At 53.2% G+C, this 16,073-nt stretch carries 15 protein-coding genes; 12 read left to right on the top strand and 3 right to left on the bottom strand.

The window, feature by feature from the left end; genetic code table 11:
* Nucleotides 1-322 precede the first annotated feature (322 nt).
* Both IMY23_RS01605 and IMY23_RS01600 read left to right on the top strand, forming a co-directional pair.
* The gene (locus IMY23_RS01605; RefSeq protein WP_192820420.1) at nucleotides 323-757 is read left to right on the top strand and encodes a hypothetical protein; all 435 of its coding nucleotides are present in this window, start codon (nucleotides 323-325) and stop codon (nucleotides 755-757) included.
* 157 nt (nucleotides 758-914) lie between these two features.
* Nucleotides 915-1,283 carry an AraC family ligand binding domain-containing protein gene (locus tag IMY23_RS01600; protein ID WP_192820419.1) on the top strand — a complete coding sequence of 123 codons (369 nt, stop codon included), beginning with the start codon at nucleotides 915-917 and terminating at the stop codon, nucleotides 1,281-1,283.
* Nucleotides 1,284-1,614: 331 nt separating this feature from the next.
* Here the strand turns inward: IMY23_RS01600 and IMY23_RS01595 are convergent, their stop codons facing one another.
* From IMY23_RS01595 to IMY23_RS01585, 3 genes are all read right to left on the bottom strand, one after another.
* Nucleotides 1,615-3,174 (bottom strand): YdiU family protein, encoded by a 1,560-nt coding sequence (locus IMY23_RS01595; RefSeq protein ID WP_192820418.1) that lies wholly within the window; start codon nucleotides 3,172-3,174, stop codon nucleotides 1,615-1,617.
* A gap of 963 nt (nucleotides 3,175-4,137) precedes the next feature.
* The gene (gene aspA / locus IMY23_RS01590) at nucleotides 4,138-5,547 is read right to left on the bottom strand and encodes an aspartate ammonia-lyase (protein WP_192820417.1); all 1,410 of its coding nucleotides are present in this window, start codon (nucleotides 5,545-5,547) and stop codon (nucleotides 4,138-4,140) included.
* A 326-nt stretch (nucleotides 5,548-5,873) separates the two neighbouring features.
* Nucleotides 5,874-6,590 carry an IS1 family transposase gene (locus tag IMY23_RS01585; RefSeq protein ID WP_192820093.1) on the bottom strand — a complete coding sequence of 239 codons (717 nt, stop codon included), beginning with the start codon at nucleotides 6,588-6,590 and terminating at the stop codon, nucleotides 5,874-5,876.
* Between the two features lie 348 nt (nucleotides 6,591-6,938).
* Here IMY23_RS01585 and IMY23_RS01580 point away from each other — a divergent pair, with 348 nt between their 5' ends.
* From IMY23_RS01580 to moaA, 10 genes are all read left to right on the top strand, one after another.
* Nucleotides 6,939-7,703, top strand: a complete 765-nt coding sequence (locus IMY23_RS01580; protein WP_192820416.1) for an oxygenase MpaB family protein — start codon at nucleotides 6,939-6,941, stop codon at nucleotides 7,701-7,703.
* Nucleotides 7,704-7,833: 130 nt separating this feature from the next.
* Nucleotides 7,834-8,013 (top strand): adenylyl-sulfate kinase, encoded by a 180-nt coding sequence (locus IMY23_RS01575; RefSeq protein ID WP_192820415.1) that lies wholly within the window; start codon nucleotides 7,834-7,836, stop codon nucleotides 8,011-8,013.
* A gap of 109 nt (nucleotides 8,014-8,122) precedes the next feature.
* Nucleotides 8,123-9,256 (top strand): XdhC family protein, encoded by a 1,134-nt coding sequence (locus IMY23_RS01570; RefSeq protein ID WP_192820414.1) that lies wholly within the window; start codon nucleotides 8,123-8,125, stop codon nucleotides 9,254-9,256.
* Nucleotides 9,222-9,839, top strand: a complete 618-nt coding sequence (locus tag IMY23_RS01565; protein ID WP_192820413.1) for an NTP transferase domain-containing protein — start codon at nucleotides 9,222-9,224, stop codon at nucleotides 9,837-9,839. Before IMY23_RS01570 ends, IMY23_RS01565 begins: the two co-directional genes overlap by 35 nt.
* Before the next feature lie 425 nt (nucleotides 9,840-10,264).
* Nucleotides 10,265-10,792 carry a (2Fe-2S)-binding protein gene (locus IMY23_RS01560; RefSeq protein WP_192820412.1) on the top strand — a complete coding sequence of 176 codons (528 nt, stop codon included), beginning with the start codon at nucleotides 10,265-10,267 and terminating at the stop codon, nucleotides 10,790-10,792.
* Complete coding sequence (locus IMY23_RS01555) at nucleotides 10,789-11,784, top strand: xanthine dehydrogenase family protein subunit M (RefSeq protein WP_192820411.1); 996 nt, start codon at nucleotides 10,789-10,791, stop codon at nucleotides 11,782-11,784. The genes IMY23_RS01560 and IMY23_RS01555 overlap by 4 nt, the downstream gene beginning before the upstream one ends.
* A complete protein-coding gene (locus IMY23_RS01550) occupies nucleotides 11,781-14,006 on the top strand; it encodes a xanthine dehydrogenase family protein molybdopterin-binding subunit (protein WP_192820410.1) in 2,226 nt (741 codons plus the stop codon). The genes IMY23_RS01555 and IMY23_RS01550 overlap by 4 nt, the downstream gene beginning before the upstream one ends.
* Nucleotides 14,007-14,315: 309 nt before the next feature.
* The gene (locus tag IMY23_RS01545) at nucleotides 14,316-14,555 is read left to right on the top strand and encodes a MoaD/ThiS family protein (RefSeq protein ID WP_192820409.1); all 240 of its coding nucleotides are present in this window, start codon (nucleotides 14,316-14,318) and stop codon (nucleotides 14,553-14,555) included.
* Between the two features lie 51 nt (nucleotides 14,556-14,606).
* Entirely contained in the window at nucleotides 14,607-15,017 is a 411-nt protein-coding gene (locus tag IMY23_RS01540) for a molybdenum cofactor biosynthesis protein MoaE (protein ID WP_192820408.1), read from the top strand.
* Nucleotides 15,018-15,033: 16 nt separating this feature from the next.
* On the top strand, nucleotides 15,034-16,020 hold the full coding sequence (gene moaA / locus IMY23_RS01535) for a GTP 3',8-cyclase MoaA (RefSeq protein ID WP_192820407.1): 987 nt from the start codon (nucleotides 15,034-15,036) through the stop codon (nucleotides 16,018-16,020).
* The last annotated feature ends 53 nt before the right edge of the window (nucleotides 16,021-16,073 follow it).

The raw sequence follows: 16,073 nt of genomic DNA, 5'->3' as shown, positions 1-16,073 counted from the left end.
AGAAAGACCTTTCTAGTAACCTTTAATCAAAATTCGGAGTTGACATTGCGTTAGCCAAAGGAGCTTTTATTGGCATTCGGCATAGGATTATTAGTCCCTGCGGTGGTAGTAGAAGCGGGTTTTTGGCAGGTCTGGCATCCAATCAAAGGGCCATTGACAGAACTAGCGCCTAACCGCCTGTGCGCTCCACTTCTAGAGTGAGGCCTTTGCTAACGTTCTCAGCGTGCGCTGGTTTGGGGCTACCTTCTGTAAACATCCTCGCCGGGGCCCTAGATAAATGGCGCTAATCCTTATATTTACCCCACAAACCAACACTAAAACTATGTATCAGGGGTTACAACATCTTCACTCGTACCTGGCCTATGCGGTGCTGCTGGGGCTGGTTATTTCTTTTGTGAGCGCGCTGCTGGGCCTGTTCGGCGGTAAACAATACACCAACGCAGACCGCAAACGCAGCCTCTTGGGACTCATTCCTACCCATTTGCAATGGGTTTTCGGGCTTATTCTGTATTTTGTGTCGCCGCTGGGGATGGAGAGCGCCTCTGGCGAAGCCATGAAAAATTCGGTGTCTAGGCTGTATTTCCTGGAACACCCTTTGATGATGGTGCTGGCCGTTATTTTGATCACCGTGGGCTACTCACGCGCCAAGCGCCAGATTGGCACCAACCAGGGATTCAAGTCCATCGCTATTTTCTACGGCCTTGGCCTGGTCCTCATCCTGAGCCGAATTCCGTGGAACGCGTGGCCTGGCAACTAGGCGAAATACGTATTAAATAATAAACAGAAAGCCCGACGCGCCATGCTTCGGGCTTTCTGTTTATGGCCTCGTTTTCAGAATTGAGCCCGAAAACGGAACTATGAAATTTACCTTCAGCGGCTACCAGCCGTAAGCAAGATAAAAAGGACTTCTGCTTATGATACGCGCCTATAAACTGTACACAGACGCCCACGGCGACTCCCGTTTTACTGTGGGTACCGTAGCCGACCGCACCCTCACCGCCGCCACCGCCATTCAGTTCAAGGAGACGCCGCCCGGCACGTTCTATGACTGGCACGTCGCCCCTACGCTTCAGTTTGTGCTCACGCTCTGCGGCACTCTGGAATTCACCACCAGCACCGGCGAGACCTTCACCCTGCGCACCGGCGACGTGCTCCTGGCCACCGACACCACCTGCAAAGGCCACAAATGGCAGATGCTGGGTTCTGAACCCTGGCGCCGGGCCTATGTCTTGTTCCACTCAGAAGCCGACATGAATTTCATACCAGACGAGCAAGAGGCATAAGAATCTATAGTTGTACGGACAGGGCTTGACCTGTCCTGAACGGTGTTCAGGGCAGTCTGCTATCTATGCAACCAATTAGAAGCCGCTCTCGGGAATACGTAGATCAGATATGCGCAGGACAGGTCAAGCCCTATCCCTACAATCAAGAATGTTTAAATCTCCTGATAAAACACCCGTCTGCAGAGCTTCGTACTGTGCTTCTAATTCTCATTTGGGCAACCATGCAGGGAAGAATCTGCGGTGAGCAAAGGATAACTCCCATTAACTGGTTTTCTGTTTTTGGCTTCATTTCTGCAAATGAGCCCGAAAACGGAAAACCGATCTGCCAATTTTAAGAACTACAAGAAAGCATGGAACTGCCAGGTTTGTGGCTGGCCCAGTCGGGGCGTTTCACGAAGAAGCGGTCATGCTTGTTGGAATAAGGTTCTTTGATCGCTTCCTGTAAATCATTGAATAATTGGTCATCGCCTTTGGTGAGGTCATCTATGGCCTGGGAAAGCAGGTAATTGCGTAGAATGAACCGCGGGTTAGCCTGTTGCATGCGTTCCTGGGAAGCCTCTTTAGAGATGGAATTATCGGCTAACCTGGCTTTGTACGCCGTGATGAAGTCATGGAGCATGTCGCGTTCCTTGGGTAGCAATTCTGCATAAAGACTTTCCTGGAAATGGGACACCACCGCAGCCTGGTCCTGTTCTCCTTCAGGCAGGGTCATTAAAAGTTGGTAGAAAATGGTCATGTCCGGCTGAAGCGTGGCGAGCATGGTTTCCAGCTGGGTGAGCAAATGCACATCGTCTTCCAGCACGGCATCCAGGCCCAGTTTATTGCCCAACATGGCGCGGTATTTCTGCATGAACTTGGTTTCATAGGCTTCTAGTTCGGCCACCAACTGCTCAGTGTTGGGGAAGAGCGGCGCGAGGGCGCTGGCCAGGCACCCCAAATTCCACTGCCCAATGCCCGGCTGTTGTCCGAAGGCGTACCGCCGGCCCGGCAAATCTGTGGTATTGGGCGTGAACTGGGTGTCATAGTTATCTACAAATGAAAACGGACCGTAATCAATGGTGAGGCCCAGAATGGACATGTTATCAGTGTTCATGACGCCATGCACAAAGCCCACGCGCATCCATTCCACCATCAAATGCGCCGTGCGGTCCACCACCTCCCGGAACCAGACAATCACCCGGTCCTCGCCTTGGATGTGCGGATAATAGTTAGTGATGGTCCAGTCCACCAGTTGGCGCAGGTTGTCAATTTCCTGCCGGGCGGCGGGCATCTCAAAACTCCCGAACCGCAGAAAACTGGGCGCCACCCGCATGACAATAGCGCCCGGCTCGAACTCGGGGTTGCCGTTGTAGAACATGTCGCGCATGACCTGGTCGCCGGTAGAAACTAAACTAAGCGCCCGCGTGGTAGGAATCCCCAGGTAATGCATGGCTTCGCTCATCAAATATTCCCGCACGCTGGACCGCAGCACCGCCCGGCCATCTGCCCTCCTGGAATACGCCGTGGGGCCCGCGCCTTTCAGTTGCAGTTCGTACGTCTTGCCGTCGGGCGCTGGCCACTCACCCAAGGTAATCGCGCGACCATCGCCCAACTGCCCGGCCCAATTCCCGAACTGGTGCCCGGCGTAGCAGGCGGCGTAGGGGTACATAGTTTCGGTGACCAGGTTGCCGCCCAGAATGTCAATCTCGGCCTGCGTGGCTGGCTTCTGAATGCGCAGTTCCTGCGCCAGTTCCTCTGACCAGGCCAACAATTTGGGCGCTTTCACGGGCGTAGGCGCGGCCTTGCTGTAAAAGACACCGGGCGTCTGCCTGGGTTTCACATCCCCGCTGTCATCGCCGGGAAACTGGGTCACAAACTCTTTCTTATATTCTTTGGACTGTAAACTTTCCATGGGTTTCTCAATTGCCGAAAGGTTTCTTGCTGTGTAATAGAATTAAAATGCCCTTGCCAAGGCACTCTCCCCTATACGGAAAACCTTTTTTGCGGTGCGTCAAAAATTCTTGGTTCTTGCACGTACGGGAATTCAAAGGTAGGAATTGGGGAATGATGTGGGGTGGGAAATGCGGAAGACTCTTCCTCACTGGTGGGAAATTAGCTGAGGATGCATGTTAACTTCCTTTGCCCTTTCCCAAGGTGGAATATCTGAAATGCCAGGGCTAAAGGAAGCAATGCGTGGGAGACAAGGCGGTGCCTGGTCTCTACATCTGCAAAACCAGTTTCGGGTCCATTTCCAATTTAGGGCCAAAAAACAGAATTGGCGCAGACACTCGTAGGAGCTGCGCACACTACGAGGTCTTTTGAGCATCAGCAGTCTGGTCCTCCACCGTAGAGACAAGGCACTGCCTGGTCTCTACAACCAGCAACAGAATTCCAGTTTAGCCCCCAATTCCAAAACAGAGCCCGAAAACGCAACTTATAGTAAGGCTCCCCTCCTGTTTTAGGAGGGGTTGGGGGTGGTCACCATTTCCAGCCTTTCGATCGAGCGCCTAAGCAGGTTCCGTCGCCTTCAGGCGGGTGCCGAAGGCACCAGGGAGCTGATACAGCGCGAGAGGGGAAGGCGGGGCCTCGCGGCCGTGAGCGCTCGGAGCCCTGCTATGGAAAGAGCCGTCTTGTGAGGCAATGGATCAGCCGTGATTTGGAAGGAAGGCAAACTGCATGCAAAGAAATAGCAACTGGAACTGCCATCTTGGTTGTTGGTGAGAACACCAACAACGGCGAAACGTCGAAGTTATCTGTATGCACAACTCTGTAAATTGCGAAGAAGGAAAGCAGGAGTCTTCGTTAGAACCTTCAGTAGATTCGCTCGCTCTCTTCGGCTCTCCCCTCAAGAATGCTCAGGATGACCGTGATAATACTACACTACAAACTCCGGGTGAATCATGTTCTCAAATGAATAAATCTCGTCCCATTTACTCTGCGGAATTAGGGCGCGCTCCAGCACCACAATGGCATGGATGGATTTGCCCGTGGCCAGCGCTTCCTTGGCAATCTCCGAGCAGGTTTCATAACCTAAAATGGGGTTTAAAGCCGTGACAATGCCTATGCTGTTCATGACCATGGTGCGGCAGATCTCTACGTTGGCGGTGATGCCGTCAACGCATTTCTCGCGGAGCGTGTTCACCGCGTTGGTCATGTATTGCAGGGAGGTGAACAAACTGAAGGCGATGACCGGCTCCATCACGTTCAACTGCAATTGCCCGGCCTCAGCGGCCATGCCAATGGTCACATCGGCGCCCATCACGTAGAAGGCGGCCTGGTTTACTACTTCCGGAATCACGGGGTTCACCTTGCCCGGCATAATAGAAGAGCCGGGCTGCATGGCGGGCAGGTTGATTTCCCGCAAACCGGTGCGCGGACCCGAAGACAACAAACGCAAATCATTGCAGAGTTTGGAGATTTTGAGCGCACTCCGCTTGATCATAGCGGACAGCTGAATGTAGGTTCCCATGTCTGAGGTGGCCTCAATGAGGTTGGGTGCCAGCGTGATGGGCATTCCGGAGATATCGGCTAAATATTTGGTGCAGAGCAGTGGGTAGCCTTCGGGGGCGTTGATGCTGGTACCAATGGCGGTGCCGCCCATGTTGCATTCGCAGAGTTTGCGCTGAGCCTCGCGCAGCCGCAGAATGTCATCGCCAATGGTGTGCGCCATGGCCTGAAACTCCTGCCCCAACGACATGGGCACCGCGTCCTGCAGTTGCGTTCGGCCCATTTTGAGCACCTCGGCAAATTCACGGCCTTTTTTGGCGAAGGCTTTTTTAAGACCTGCCAGAGCCGTCAGGTAAAAGTCGGTTTTGAGGTGCAGGGCCATCATGAGCGCCGTGGGGTAGGCATCATTGGTGCTCTGCGCGAAGTTGACGTGGTTGTTGGGGTGCAAAAACTGGTACTCGCCCTTCTGGTGGCCCAGGTATTCCAGGCCAATATTGGCGATGACCTCGTTGGCGTTCATGTTCACCGAGGTCCCCGCCCCACCCTGAATCAAATCTGTCACAAATTGGTCCTGGTACTTACCGGCAATGAGCTCGTCGCAGGCGAAGATGATGGCCTCTGCAATGCGCGGCTCCAGCACTTTCAAATCTCGGTTGGCCATGGCGGCGGCCTTCTTCACGTAGGCAAAGGCCTGAATGAACAGCGGCTCCGTGGCCTGGGTAATGCCCGTGATCTGGAAATTCTCGGTGGCCCGCAGCGTCTGAATGCCGTAGTACACGTTGTTGGAGATTTCCCGTTCGCCTAAAAAGTCGTGCTCAATTCTGAAGGTGGTGTTCATACGCTGCGCCTGTTTGAATGGGTAGATGAAAGTGTTGCCCTACCTCTTACCGTTTTTATACGGACTAGGTTTTTCTACCGAGATGTTCGTGAATTTTCAGAAAAGTGAAGGCTGGATTTTTGGTCTGGATGAAATGAATGGTTGTGGCGAATTTTTAAAATGTAGGGGCGTATCGCATACGCCCTTTCGGTGGCTAACATAATTTCGTTTTAAATGAAATTAATAAGTGAAGATCTGCGCAAGTAATTACAAGAACGCGCCGGGCGTATGCGATACGCCCCTACATTCAAAATGCGCGACTAAGCCTTAGGATTTTTGGTAGTGGTTTACAATGTATGATGCTTTGATTTTTGGTTGTTTCGGTAGTTGAACATTAGGTTTAAGCTCGCATCATGGTTCTCCTTTTTCTTGGAGAAGCAGGTCGTTTTCCTGACCAGCCTCCTGTTCCTGGCCCTGAGGCAGGTATTTACCCCTTCTATATTTTTTGTGTAAGCCTTGCCCACCTTGTGTTTCTCTGTAGGTATCACCTGGGCGAAGGCTCTCCAATGGTCGGTGCAGTATTCTCCAATGTGTGCTTTCTCCAGCTTCTTGAGCAGCTTCCTCACAGTTGCTGCGCTCCTGGGGCCGCAACTGTAAGCCAAAACCTCATCCGTCTCGGGGCAGTAGGCATACAAAAGCCAGTACTTCCCTTTCCTGCGCCTGCCCACGTAGCTCCAGACCTCGTCTATCTGCACCGACTCGTAGCAGCGCCGCGCCGGTGCGATGCTGAGTCGGCTGCCTTGCCGGCACAGGTTGTCCAGTATGCACTTGCGGCTCACCCCCAGCAGCGCCTCTATGTCGCGGATGCCGTTGTTGCGCTCCAAAAGCCGCACCATTAGCTGCTTTGTGGCCGGATCGGCGCCTTTGTACTGGTACGTGGCCTGGAACTGCTTTCTGCAGCTGTGGCATAGCAGGTTCTGGGCACCGTTCTTTTTCTTTCCGTTTTTTACTACCTTACTGCTCTGGCAGTGGGGACAGTTTATTTTGATGAGGACTTCGAACATTCCATCATCTTAAACAACTCACTGTCAGCTTTTATCCCATCATACTTTCTAAACCACTACCGGATTTTTAACTTAGGGAAGGAGATATCATCGAAATAAAATTGAATTTATCTGCGTTGCTCGTTGCTTCGTTTTTAAAGCATTCATTTAGTTCTGCTCTAAAAAACCTAACACCCGTTTTCGGGCTCATTTCTGGAAACGAAGCCGAAAACGGGAAGTAAAAATCTGGAACGCTAACGTATTCCTTACCTTTACCAAGCCAAACGCTGGCCGCGCATACGCCTTACAAAAAGCAGACGTTGTTTCAGAAAACGCCACCAATCGGCTACCAAAACCGTTGACTTATCTATGGAGTACTTTGTTGAGAAAGATTCAATTGTGCGGCAGATCTGGGGCAAAGGCGATACCATTCTCTTCATTTTTGCCGGTTCCTCAGCCGAGTTCGCGCTCAACAAAGCTGTGGACTGGCTCTATTTCACCGGCCGCCTGCCCGCTGACCCGCTGGGCCGGCTTTTCTCTACTGTAGCGTACGCCCGGCAGATTGTGTTCTCCACCACAGAAAAAGCCAACAAAGCCATTGACGCCATGGCCCACATTCACGCCGCCGTAGAGGCCAAACGTGGCGCGGCCATCCCTGACTGGGCCTACCGCGATGTGTTGTTCATGCTTATTGACTACTCCATCAGGGCCTATGAAGTACTGGAGCGCACGCTCACGGAGCAGGAGAAAGCCGAGGTCTTTGAGGTCTTTTACCGCGTGGGTCACCGCATGGGCGTTCAAGGCCTGCCCCTCACCTACCCGGCTTGGTGCACCATGCGCGAAGAGCATTTAGCGCAAGACCTGGCCCGCAGCAAATACACCGCAGATTTGTTCCGGCAATACAAGAAACACCTGGGCACACTCCGCTACAAACTGCTGCTGGAGGCGCAGGTGTTGGTGGTGCCAGATTTGGTGAAAAAGCTGTTGGGCTTTAGGCAGTTTTCCCTGGTTACGCCGCTGCTGCAGACCTACAAAGTGAGCCGCGCGTTTAAGCTGGACTGGTTTCTGAAGTCCATCATTCTGCCCTCGGCGTACAAAAAAGAAATCAAAGACCTGGACGTACACCCCGCTTAATTCCCGTTTTAGGGCTCATTTCTGGAAATGGAGCCGAAAACAGGAATTCGTTAAGTGGCCACTTTTGAAAATGGCCATCAGAAGTTTCAGGTAAAAACCGTTATTTCGGGTTGGCCAATTTGTGCAGTACATGAACCACACGTTCCCCTTTGAGTCGAAGATCAGCCTGGACCAGCGCAAAGCCCAGCTGCAGCAGGAACCGTTGTTGGTGTGGTTCACGGGCTTGTCGGGCTCAGGCAAAACCACGCTGGCGGTGCGGCTGGCGCATTACCTTTTCAGCCAGGTTGGTACTAACTTCCGGAGAAAATAAGTAAAAATTTATACCTCTTTTGTTTTTGGCTCCGTTTCAGGAAATGAGCCCGAAAACGGGAATCACTTGCCAATTCTAGCAACCAAAGACCAAGCTCCCCCAACTGGAGATGAAAGAAATTCAGGATATTTTAGTGGCGTTCTCCCAGCACCAACGGGACAAGAAACAGACCGCGCTGGCCACTGTGGTACACGTGGAAGGCTCCTCGTACCGCCAACCCGGCGCCCGCATGCTGGTCTCAGAAGACGGCCAGCTGACCGGGGCCATCAGCGGCGGCTGTCTGGAAGGCGATGCCCTGCGCAAAGCCCGCCTCGCCATGACCCAAGGCCAAAACCTGCTGGTCACCTACGACACCACTGATGATGACGACGCCAAACTAGGCGTGGGCCTGGGCTGCAACGGCATCATCCATATCTTGATTGAACCCATTCTGGAGACAAACCCCGTCAACCCCATCCAACTCCTTAAGCAAGCAGTTGCCCATCGGCAGACGGCCGTGTTGCTCACGCTCTTCAACTGGCAAGACCGAAAACTTCCGCAGCCCGGCACCTGTCTGTTGGCCACGGCTCAAGAAATTCTAACGGCTGGTCTACCGGCTGCCATAGAACCGTACGCCCAGCTAAAAGCGCAGCAAGCGTTGGCCTCTGGGAAATCAAGCATGCAGCAATTTGAGGGGCTTTCTGGGTTTGTAGAGGTGCTGCAGCCTGCCATTTCTCTGGTGATTTGCGGCGCGGGGAACGATGTATTGCCCTTGGTACACATGGCCAACGTGCTGGGCTGGCCCACCACTGTGGTAGATGGCCGCGCTAATTACGCCACCCATGCCCGGTTCCCCAGCGCCAGTCATGTGCTGGTGGCCAAGCCCGAGCAGGTGTTGGAACAAGTGCCCCTGGACAACCGAACCGCCGTGCTGCTCATGACGCATAATTACAACTATGACCTGGCCATGCTTAGGGAGTTGCTACCTTTAGAAATACCTTATATTGGCGTGTTGGGGCCCAAGAAGAAGCTAGACCGCTTGCTAACAGAACTGCAGGAAACCGGCCTGGAAATCACGCAGGAGATGCAACAGAAACTGTTCGGGCCTACGGGGTTGGAGCTGGGCGCTGAGACCTCAGAAGAAATTGCCCTGTCTGTGCTGGCCGAAATAAAAGCAGTGTTGGCCCAGGCCAAAGGCGGATTCCTGCGGGAGAAAAATGCACCCATCCATGCCAAAGAACCTGCACTTCCCCAACATGACTGAAACCGGTATTTTGATTCTGGCAGCGGGGGCCTCGTTCAGGCTGGGCCAACCCAAACAAAACCTGGTCTACCAGGGCCAGACGCTGTTGGAACGAACCATTGAAACGGCAACACAAGCTACTCTTGGCCCAATAGTAGTGGTTTTAGGCGCAAATTCCCAGCAGATTCAATCTGACCTCACCCTTGCCGGCGTAACCGTCACCCATAACCCTCACTGGGAAATGGGCATGGCTTCTTCGCTTAAGGTTGGCTTGTCACTACTTCTGGAGCAACATTTAACGGTAAGCCAAGTGCTTATTTTGCTCTGCGACCAACCTTTGATAACCCCCCAACTTCTGCGCGAAATGGTGCAGAACGCGGCGGCAACCCCAAAACCCATCATTGCCTGTGCATACCGTGATACCGTGGGCGTGCCCGTGCTCTTCAAACAATCATTTTTCATTCACCTGAAAACCCTCACTGGTCAGGAAGGTGCGAAAAAGCTGTTGAAGCAATTTCCTGACCAGGTGCTGGCCCTTCCGTTTGAACCCGCCGCCGTGGACATTGACACCCTAGCCGATTACCAGGCCTTGCAAAACAATTGAACATAAAATCCCGGCTAAAAAAAAGACCAACTGTAGTGACGCAATACGTTGCATCTGGCGTGCACCCTTGTTCCAAGTAAACATGTTTCTTGCGCATGACAAATTTCAAGTTCCATTGAAACAAGACGCAAGGTATTGCGTCTCTACATTCGTAGAATCTTCTCTACATAATTTACCTCCCCGTTTTCGGGCTCATTTCTGGAAATGAGCCCGAAAACGGGGAGGCAGGCATTTACTTTTTCGCGGCGCGGGGCATAAATCTTTTCAATCTCGCTTTCTTCACCAACTCTCCTAAAAAGGCTTCGTAGAAATAAGGCTAGCAGAGAAATTCTCTTAGTCGGCAACAAAAGTGGGCGTGAAGGCGCAGGTGCGTGAGGTTTGGTTTGCCGCCAGCAGTTTGTTTTACCAGTTCCCCTCCAGTCTCTATGCAAGAAGAAAATCCCCGAGGAAGCGCCCACGGCCACCGGCCCACGCTTCCGGAACACAAACCTGTCACGCTCAGGGTCAACGGTACGGCCCATCAACTTTCACTCGCGCCCTGGACCTCGTTGCTAGACGCTCTTCGGGAAAACCTGCACCTCACCGGCACCAAAAAAGGCTGCGACCACGGCCAATGCGGCGCCTGCACGGTGCTGGTAGACGGCAAGCGCATCAATTCCTGCCTCACGCTGGCAATTATGCAGGAAAACACCGACATCACCACCGTAGAAGGCTTGGCCACCAACGGCCAGTTGCACCCCGTGCAGCAAGGTTTTATTGACCATGACGCGTTCCAGTGCGGCTACTGTACCCCCGGCCAAATCTGTTCAGTGGTTGGGTTGGTGAACGAAGGCAAAGCGAAATCCATAGACGATATCAAAGACCTGATGAGCGGGAACATTTGCCGCTGCGGTGCTTATGTGAACATTCTCAAAGTGGCGCAGGAAGCGCTGGAAAGGGCCAAAACTACATGAGACCGTTTACTTACGCGCAATCCCAAACAGCCGATGAAGCTGTCAAAGAAGTGACCACCACTCCCGAGGCCAAGTACATAGCCGGCGGCACCAACCTGCTGGACCTTATGAAAATTGATGTCATGCGTCCGGGGCATTTGGTCAATGTCAACCACCTGGAACATACAGAGATTAATGAAACTCCGGAAGGTGGGCTTAAGTTGGGCGCCATGGCCCGTAACGCAGATACCGCTTACCATGAACTGGTGGAAACGCGTTATCCCTTGCTGTCACATGCTATTTTGGCGGGCGCTTCGGCGCAGATTAGGAACATGGCCTCCAACGGCGGAAACCTGCTGCAACGCACGCGCTGCTATTACTTTTATGACACGCAAACGCCCTGCAACAAACGCGAACCCGGCTCTGGCTGCTCGGCTATCAAAGGCTATAACCGCGATTTAGCCATTCTGGGCACCAGCGAACAGTGCATCGCCACGCACCCCTCAGACATGGCCGTGGCCCTGACCGCCTTAGATGCCACCGTGCGCGTGACCGGTAAAAACGGACATCGGGCTATTCCTATTCTGGAGTTTCACCGCCTGCCCGGCAATACGCCGCACCTGGACACCAACTTACAACCCGACGAACTGATCACGCATATTGAACTGCCGGCTAACAACTTCGCGCAGCATTATAGTTATCTGAAACTGCGGGACCGGGCGTCGTATGCGTTTGCCTTGGTGTCGGTGGCGGCGGTGTTGGAGTTGGAAGAAGGCGAAATCAAGGAAGTACGCGTGGCCGTGGGCGGCGTGGCCCATAAACCCTGGCGAAAACCAGAGGCAGAGGCGCAACTGAAAGGCCAGCCTCCCACTGCTGAGAATTTCCAGAAACTGGCCGAGGCTTATTTAGAAGGCGCCAAAGGCTACGGCGACAATACGTTTAAAATTGAACTGGCCAAACGCGCCATTGTACGGGCATTACTAGACGCCACAGAAAGGGGGGTAAACGCATGACAGCATCTTCACACCACATAGGAAAACCGGCCAACCGCGTAGATGGCTTAGCCAAAGTGACCGGTCAGGCCAAGTACACCGCCGAGCATGACGTCCCAAATCTAGCTTATGGTGTAGTCATTAACAGCGCCATCGCCAAAGGCAAAATCACCAGAATAGATACCTCCGCGGCCCTGGCATTGGATGGCGTATTGCAGGTTTTTACCCATGAAAACCGGCCCGGCTACTCCTGGTTTGACAGCCATTACCAAGACGAGGATTCGCCGCCCGGGGCACCGTTCCGGCCTTTGAAAAGCGCTGATATCCACTTTAGCATGCAACCCATTGCCCTGGTGGTGGCCAAGACCTTTGAATTGGCGCGCTATGCCGCCCTGTTGGTACATGTAGAATATGAAGCCGAAGCGCATGACACCAATTTTGAAGCGAACCTGCCCAAGGCCTATAAACCCAAGCAGTACAAATCCACGCCCCCACCAGACCCACGCGGTGATGCAGAAAAAGGCTTGGCCCAGGCTGATGTAATGCTTCAAGAAACGTACACGCATAGCGCCGAGCACCATAACCCCATGGAAATGCACGCGGCCATTGCCATTTGGAACCCAGACGGCAGCCTGAAGGTGTATGACAAAATTCAGGGTGTGCAGAACAGCCAGAAATACCTGTCCAACGCCTTTGGAGTGCCGCAGGAGAAGGTGCAGGTGCTGTCTGAGTACGTGGGCGGCGGGTTTGGCTCCGGGCTTCGGCCGCAGTACCAGTTGTTTCTGGCGGTCATGGCGGCGCGGGAATTGAACGTGCCCGTAAAAGTGGTGTTGACCCGGCAGCAGATGTTCTCGTTCGGGCATCGGCCCAAAACTACCCAACACTTTGCCCTGGGCGCCTCCAAAGGCGGCAAATTACAGGCCGTGAAACAAGACGTATTTGCGGAGACTTCCAGATTTGAGGATTACAGCGAAGACGTGGTCATCTGGCCCGGAATTCTCTACCACAGCGACAACATAGAACTTAGCCATAAACTAGTGGCCCTGGACGTGTACACGCCCCTGGACATGCGCGCGCCCGGCGGCACCACCGGTATTTACGCCCTGGAAAGCGCCATAGATGAAATGGCGCACCAACTGCAACTGGACCCGCTCGAGTTCCGGCGCATAAATTACACAGACCGGGACCTCAACGAAGACAAGCCCTTCACCAGCAAAACCCTTCAGGAATGCTACCGCCAGGGAGCCGAAAAATTTGGGTGGGCCAAACGTTCGCCTGCGCCACGCTCCATGAAAAAAGGCCGACAACTCATTGGCTGGGGCATGGCGCAAGGCGCCTGGGAAGCCAAACAGCAGGAAGCCTCGGCCAGCGCCAAACTTTCCATAGATGGTAAACTGACCGTAAGTTCGGCTACCGCCGATATTGGCACGGGCACGTACACGGTCATGTGCCAGATTGCCGCCGAAACCCTGGGCCTTCCGCTAGAGTCGGTTACCTTCAAATTAGGTGATTCGGCGCTGCCTAAATCACCCCTGGAAGGCGGTTCCTGGACGGTTTCCAGCGTGGGTTCTGCGGTGAAACTGGTCTGCGAGAAACTGCAGGAAGAACTTCTGAAGCTCACGCAAAAACTACCTGATTCACCCTTGAAAAATGCCAAACCGGAAGACGTAACGTTCAAAGACGGCCAAATTCAACTAAAAGCAGATGCTGGCAAAACCGTCTCCTTCGCAGATGCGCTCCAGCAAAACGGCGGAAAATCCCTGGAAGCCGAAGCCACGCAGAAACCCGACAAAGAGCAGAAGCAATACGTAAGCTACGCGCACGCCGTGACCTTTGCCGAAGTACTGGTAGACGAAGACCTGGGTACCGTGAAAGTGACGCGCATTGTGTCGGCTATAGACGGAGGCCGCATCATCAACCCCAAAACGGCCCGCAGCCAGATTTTAGGAGGCGTGGTTTGGGGCATTGGCGTGGCGCTGGAGGAACACTCGGTGATGGATAACCATCTGGGGCGCTTCATGAACCATGACCTGGACAAATACCACCTGCCCGTCTTAGCCGACATTCCGGAAACCGAGGTGATCTTTGTGGAGACCGAAGACAGCATTGTGAACCCGCTGGGTGCCAAAGGCCTGGGCGAGATTGGCATTGTGAGCGTGGCCCCGGCCATTGCCAACGCCGTTTTCCATGCCACAGGCAAAAGGGTTCGGGATTTACCCATTACCTTAGATAAACTCCTGTAGCCGTTTTGGGGCTCATTTCTAGAAATGAGCCCCAAAACGCATTTGGAATTACATGCAACTTTTGCCTGCCTCCTGAAAGAACCGTAGCTTTAAGTCTTTCGCAAAAATTTACACGCAGAAATGCGGACCCAACGTTAACTGTTAGAGCTTGTTTAAAATTTGATTTTGCAAGCGAAAATTGGGAGCGAAAGGTTCTGGCGAAGCGTTTTTTGAGCAGCATAGCAGCGCTATGGTGAGAAAAAAAGGCAAAGACAAGTTCTTTTGATACCAGTTTGCAGCGCGAAAGACAAGTTTAAACATGCTCCCAAGATGAACATCTTATTATTTGGCATTACCCGTGACATAGTGGGCCAACAGCAACTTTCTGTACCTTCCGCTGAGATTCCGGCTACGGTGCATGAACTGAAAATATGGCTTGTTAAGCAGTACCCGGCCTTGCAGAATTTGAGTTCCCTGGCGGTGGCGGTGAACAATGAATATGCGCAGCTGGAAGATACCATTCCGGCCGGTGCGGAGATTGCCTTGATTCCGCCGGTGAGCGGTGGTTAAGACTTGGTTCGTTTTTAAGTTATTACGTTATCATCGGCTTTAAAAAAACACATGCACATTTCCATTGTTGAACAGGTAGACCTCAATCAAGCCTACCAACTGCTGCAGCATGACGGCGCGGGCGGCGTGAACTTGTTTGTAGGCACGGTGCGCAACCACGCGCAGGGCAAACAAGTAACCAAGCTGGTGTTTGAGGCCTACGTGCCAATGGCCCTGAAGGAAATGCAGAAAATTGCCGAGGCCGCGCAGCAGAAATGGCCCCTGGATGGTTTGGTGATGCAGCACGCCGTGGGCGAAAAAGGCATTGGCGAACCGGTGGTGATCATTGGTACCAGTTCGGCGCACCGCGAGGCGTCTTTTGCCGCCTGCCGTTTTCTGATTGACGAACTGAAGAAGACCGTGCCCATCTGGAAGAAAGAATATTACCAGGACAACAGCGTCTGGGTCAACGCGCATCCGTAACAGCAGCAGAAGAGAAATGGGACTATTGATTGATAAATACGGACGGGAATTAACCTATCTGCGGCTGAGTGTGACGGACCGCTGCAATTTCAGGTGCTATTACTGCATGCCCGAGGAAGGCATGAAATTCGTGCACCGCAGCCATTTACTTTCCTTTGATGAAATGTACCAGTTGGCTTCGCTGTTCTGCAGTTTGGGCATTTCCAAAATCAGAATCACCGGCGGCGAGCCGTTTGTACGGACGGGCATTATTCCGTTTCTGCGCAAGCTTAGCCAGTTGCCCGGCCTTGACGAAATCACCATCACCAGCAACGGCACCCTGCAACAGCGGCACATTCAGGCACTCCGCGAAATGGGCATCTCCAAAATCAACATCAGCCTTGATTCCCTGGACCCGGACCGCTTTTTCCACATAACCCGCCGCGACAGTTTTGCCACCGTGATGTCTGGTATACATGATTTAATGGACGCAGGATTCGACGTAAAATTGAACTGTGTGGTAGCCGAAAACAAGAATATTGAAGACATTCTGCCCTTCGTGGCGCTCACCAAAGACTACCCGCTGGCGGTGCGCTTTCTGGAGGAAATGCCTTTCAACGGGCAAGAAACCTTTACCGGCGCGCAATGGACCTACCGTGAGATTTACGAGCACATTTCCTCCGCGCATCCAGAGATTGAGAAACTGCCCAGCGAAGCTTCGTCCACGTCGGTCAACTATAAAATACCGGGCTACAAAGGCTCCTTTGGCATCATACCTTCGTTCAGCAGAACGTTCTGTGGCACCTGCAACCGCATCAGGTTATCGGCTACCGGTGAGTTGCGCACGTGCTTGTACGGTCCGCCGGTGACCAACTTGAAAGACGTGTTGCGGGCCGGTGCGAACGTAGAGACGTTAACCCAGGAAATTCTGGCCGCCGTGGCCAACCGCGCCAAAGACGGGTTCGCCGCGGAGGCGGGCAACACCGTCAGTCTGCATGAATCCATGTCGGTGCTGGGCGGCTAGGCAGTTGAAAAATTTCCGTTTTTGGCTTCGTTTTCAGAAATGAGCCCGAAAAC

The organism is Rufibacter sp. LB8 (assembly GCF_014876185.1).
Classification (GTDB): domain Bacteria; phylum Bacteroidota; class Bacteroidia; order Cytophagales; family Hymenobacteraceae; genus Nibribacter.
Note: the sequence above shows the minus strand (reverse complement) of the source record. Positions and strands in the feature narration are given on the sequence as shown.